Annotated in this window: 3 protein-coding genes; 1 reads left to right on the forward strand and 2 read right to left on the reverse strand. The window is 64.5% G+C overall.

Annotated features, from left to right (window positions below; translation table 11 throughout):
• Positions 1-3,073 (reverse strand): PAS domain S-box protein (locus tag H5T60_11820; protein ID MBC7243118.1); only part of this gene is annotated, 3,073 nt, incomplete at its 3' end.
• Positions 3,074-3,243: 170 nt separating this feature from the next.
• Here H5T60_11820 and H5T60_11825 point away from each other — a divergent pair.
• Positions 3,244-4,203 carry an MBL fold metallo-hydrolase gene (locus H5T60_11825; GenBank protein MBC7243119.1) on the forward strand — a complete coding sequence of 320 codons (960 nt, stop codon included), beginning with the start codon at positions 3,244-3,246 and terminating at the stop codon, positions 4,201-4,203.
• On the opposite strand, the gene H5T60_11830 is transcribed toward H5T60_11825, so the two are convergent.
• Complete coding sequence (locus H5T60_11830; GenBank protein MBC7243120.1) at positions 4,178-4,363, reverse strand: histidine kinase; 186 nt, start codon at positions 4,361-4,363, stop codon at positions 4,178-4,180. The genes H5T60_11825 and H5T60_11830 overlap by 26 nt on opposite strands.
• Positions 4,364-4,571 lie beyond the last annotated feature (208 nt).

Here is a 4,571-nt window from a genome sequence, read left to right on the forward strand (position 1 = left end):
CCGGGCAGATGCCGTGCGAAATCTGCGGCACAATGCGCTCATCGAACAGGTGCAGGACACGGATGGCCTCTTCCACCTCTGCCCAGCGGCCGTCGGACAGCCGCACCTTCTTACACCATCCGCACATGGTCACGAAATCGGGGGAGCGGGGCGCGCTCCGCGCCAACAGGCGCACGGGCGGCCGCTTTTCCAGCCGCAGGATGCGGTTGGTGAAGGTGATGCCGCCGGCGTCATCCGGCGTCATCTGCATTTCCATATACCGCCGGCAGTCCGGCGCGTCACAGCGGAAGGGGATGCTCACGGCGCGCTTGACCTCCCGCACGCGCTGGAAAAGGACGCGGTACAGGTGCTGGGTTTCCTCTCCGGCAATGAATTCCCATAATGATCTGCCGATCACCTTCTGTCGGGTCAGATGGGGAGCCTCGTTCTCGATGGCAAATTCATCCCAGGCGTCGTTGGCGGCAGTGAGGATATCGCCGGCGTCAATCCGGTAGATGAACTGGCGGGGATCGCTTTCACACTGCGCGTCCGATTCCTGGGCAGGGACGGCCTCTGCCGGCGCCGGCGAGCGTTTCCCGCCCGTTTCCAACACCTTCAGCAGAACCGCTTTCAGACTCTCCAAGTTGAAGGGCTTGGACACCACACCGTTAAAGCCGTACTCGGCGTAACGGGCCATGATAGGGTCATTGGCATAGCCGGAGACGACGATGGCCCTGGCGGTCGGGTCCAATTGGCGAAGCCGCACGATGGCGTCCTTGCCGCCCATGCCGCCGGGGATGGTCAGGTCCATGATGACCAGGTCGAAAGGCCGGCCGGCCTGTCGCGCTTCCTGGTACTTCTCCAGCATGTGCCGGCCGTCGCCGGCTTCCTCACACTCGAACCCCAGGTGGCTCAGGTAGCGCCGCAACAGCTCCCGCACCATCGCCTCATCGTCCATGATCAGTATGCGGCCGGCATACTTTTCAGGCGCCGCTACAGCGGGACGCGCCGTTTCTCCCAGCGCGCGCCGTTCCGGCTGGGCCGGCAGGTAAATGGTGAAGGTCGTGCCCTGGCCCAACACGGAATCCACGGTGATGTAGCCGCCGTGCCGGCGCACAATGGAATGCACCACCGCCAGCCCCAAGCCGCTCCCCTCCTGCTTCGTGGTGAAATAGGGGTCAAAGATGCGCGAGAGATGCTCCTTGGGGATGCCGATGCCCTCATCACGGAAGGTAATGCGCACATAAGCGCCGGGCGGGACGATTCCCTGGCCGGGTGGGGCGATGGTGACGTTTTCGGCGGTCAGATAGAGGGTGCCGCCGGCCGGCATGGCCTGCCGGGCGTTCAGCACAATGTTCTGCACCACCTGGCCGAATTGGCCCTTATCCACTTCCACCGGCCAGAGGTCCGGCGCAATGGTGATGGCCGGCCGCACGCTGGAGCCGCGCAGGATGAAGCGGGTGATATCGTGGAGCAAGTCGGAGATGGTGGCCAGCTCGCGGATGGGTTCGCCCCCTTTGGCAAAGGTGAGCAGTTGTTGGGTCAAGTCGCGGGTGCGCAGGGAAGCGCGCTCGGCCTCCGCCAGCAGTTTCTGGACCTCGTGCTCCGCCGGCAGTTGGAGCCGCGCCAGGGAGATGTTGCCCAGGACGGCGGTCAGCAGGTTGTTGAAATCGTGGGCGATGCCGCCGGCCAGCAGTCCCAGCGCCTCCAGCTTGTCCAGGCGCCGGCGCTCCTCCTCCAGCCGGCGCTCCTCGGTCACGTCGCGAATGATGTTAATGACGCCCACAATCTGGCCGCCGGCGTCCCGAAGAGGGAAATAGCGGCTTAGACGGATCCGTTCCTGGCCGTCCGGTCCAGGGATCAACCGCTCGGTGGTAAACGACCTCCCCTCGATAAGTGCCTGCCGTATCTTCTCGTTTTCAGCGCGGATGAACTCCGACGGGAATGGGAGAAGCTCTGCGAAGGACTTGCCGAGAACTGCTTCCCGAGTGAACGGGGCCACCATCTGGAGTGCCACCGTATTAATCTCCAGGATGCGGCCCTCCAAATCGGTGACCACGATACCCTCATGGATGTTGTCGAAAATGGCGCGCAGGAGCGCCTCGGAGCGCGCCAGCGCCTGCTCCATGCGCTTGAGTTCGGTGATATCCCGGCCGATGCCGACCAGCCCGACGACCTGGCCGGCTTCGTCCAACATGGGGGAAAGGGAGGTCTGGAAATAATGGGTGCCGGTGGAGTCGGTGGTGGACCATTCGTAGATGACATATTCGCCGGCCAGGGCGCGCGCGTTGGCCTCTTCGTGCGGCCGGGCCGCCTCCTCCGTGCCGAAGAATTCGCGCGCCGTCTTTCCGAGGAACATCTCAGGGGTCAGGCCCCAACGCTTCAGCCAGCGGCCGTAAATCCCGGTATGGCGCTGTTGGCGGTCCAGGGTAAACACAATATCATCCATGGATTCGACGAGGGTGCGGAAGCGCTGTTCGCTGTCCTGCAGGGCCCATTGCAGATGATAATAGGGCGTGAGGTCCAGGATAGCGACCAGCACCCGCTTCCAGGTCGCCTCGTATCCCGGCAGGATGATCAGGCGCAGGGCGATGTGAATGACCTCGCCGCGCAGGGTGCCGTTCATGCCGGTGCCGTCGAAGACGGTAGCGCCGCCGGCCAAGGCAATCAGCTCTTCCTTCAGCAGTTCCACGGATTTGGGGATGAAGATACGGTTCTGATGCTCCCGCAGTTCGTTTATAGTGCGCGCACCGTACAGCTCCAGGGTTGTTCGGTTGACGGAGATCAGGCGAATGCGTCGGGTGCATTCAGCGATAGTCTCCGGGTGCTCGTCAAAATAGGCCCGGAAATCGGTCACGCCTTGCCGGCGCAGTTCCTCCAGGAAGCCCTTGACGTCGGAGAAGTCTTCCTCCCACAGGGAAGCAGGAGCGAGTTCGAACAGTTCGCGATAGCGGCGTTCGCTTTCTTCCAGCTCCGCCTTGGCCATGGTTAACTGCATCTGTGCAAGCTGGAGTTCCTGCACGCGCTGGCGGAGCTTTTCCAGCTCGGGCTGAGGTCGTTCCTGCTCTATCCCAGAGGCATTCCCGCGCTCCATCGCCGTCTCCTCTGCGTGCGGGGCACATGGCAACCAGTGCTGGACATTATAGCGCAGAAGCGCAGAATCACCAAAACTGCGCGCGGCCTGCGCCGGCTTGACGCGCCGCGCAACCTCCCCTATAATCCCCTTGTCAGCGGACCCTGATAACCCGTGGTGAGGCAACGGCCGTGTTCGAAATCTTATTCCTGGGGACATCCGCCGCCATTCCCACCCCAGAGCGCACCCCTTCGGCAACGCTCATCCGGTACGGCGGCCGGCATTATCTCGTGGACTGCGGCGAGGGAACCTATCAACGGCTGGCCCAGGCGCGCGCCGCCGGCTTGACCGACGCACAGCCCGGCGTCAACCTGCGGCAGGTCTTCTTCACCCATGACCATCTGGACCATCTGCTGGGCATCGGCGGCCTGCTCTTCTCGCTCCGCATGGCGAACCTCAAGCCCCGCCCGCGCCTGAGCATTTACGGCGGCAGTACCACCCTGGACCGGGTGCGCATCCTGGCAACCTTGATCCGCTCCCCGGAGGCGCGCGACCCGGGAGTGGACATCGAATACTTTGCCGTATCGCGCGGGGTGCTGATCGAAGATGAGGAGTTGGTCATCTCGGCGTTTCGCACCAACCACACCGCGCGGCCCTGCTTCGGCTATATCTTCGAGGAGCGGCCGCGCCGGCATTTCCGGCCGGAGCTGGCGGAGCGGTTGGGGGTGCCGGCCGGCCCTTGGCGGGAGCGCCTCGTGGCCGGCGAGACCATCACCCTGCCCGACGGGGAGGTCATCCACCCGGACCAGGTCCTCTCCGACCCTGTGCCCGGCGCCAAGGTGGTCGTCAGCGGCGACATCGCCTTCACCCACTCGCTGGCCCGCATCGCCCAGGGGGCCGACCTGCTCATCACCGAGGCGACCTTCTCCTCGGACCAGGCGCACCTGGCGGAGGCCAGCGGGCACATGACGCCGGCGCAGGCCGCCACCATCGCCGCCGAGGCCAAGGTGCGCCTGCTGTGCCTGACCCACATCGGCGATGCCTATCGCGGGCGCGAGGCCGAACTGCTGGCGGAAGCGCGGGCCATCTTCCCGAACACGATACTGCCCTCCGACCTGGAGCGCATCACTGTGGAGCGCCGCGCTCCGTAGCTGGCGCATCCCGCTCACCCAACAGCCTCTCCAGCTCCTCCTCCAGCTCTTCCAACTGCTGGTGCAGGGCCGGCGGCACGGAGTGCTTCGGCCAGCGCCGGCGCAGTTCCTCCAGCTCCTTCCGAATCTCAGCAATACGCCGCTCCCGTTCCCGCTCCATACCGCATGCCTCCCGCCGGCACATGTGCGTGGAAGAAAAACCGTCTCAGACCATTGTGGGGCAAGCCGCCCCACCCCCGAACCCCTCTCCCGCCGGCGAGGAAGGAGGTATACCACCGCATCACACTGTAAGGGGCCAAAATGGGTGGACACTCCTCTGGACCACCCGTTTGACAAGATCGCCCCGCTCGGATACAATATTCCTCCCC

It is taken from the genome of Anaerolineae bacterium (assembly GCA_014360855.1).
In the GTDB taxonomy this organism is placed as follows: domain Bacteria; phylum Chloroflexota; class Anaerolineae; order JACIWP01; family JACIWP01; genus JACIWP01.

Bases quoted from the DNA above. Each gene is read 5' to 3' on its own strand.
- H5T60_11830 (MBC7243120.1), bottom strand. From the start codon at position 4,363: ATGGAGCGGGAACGGGAGCGGCGTATTGCTGAGATTCGGAAGGAGCTG.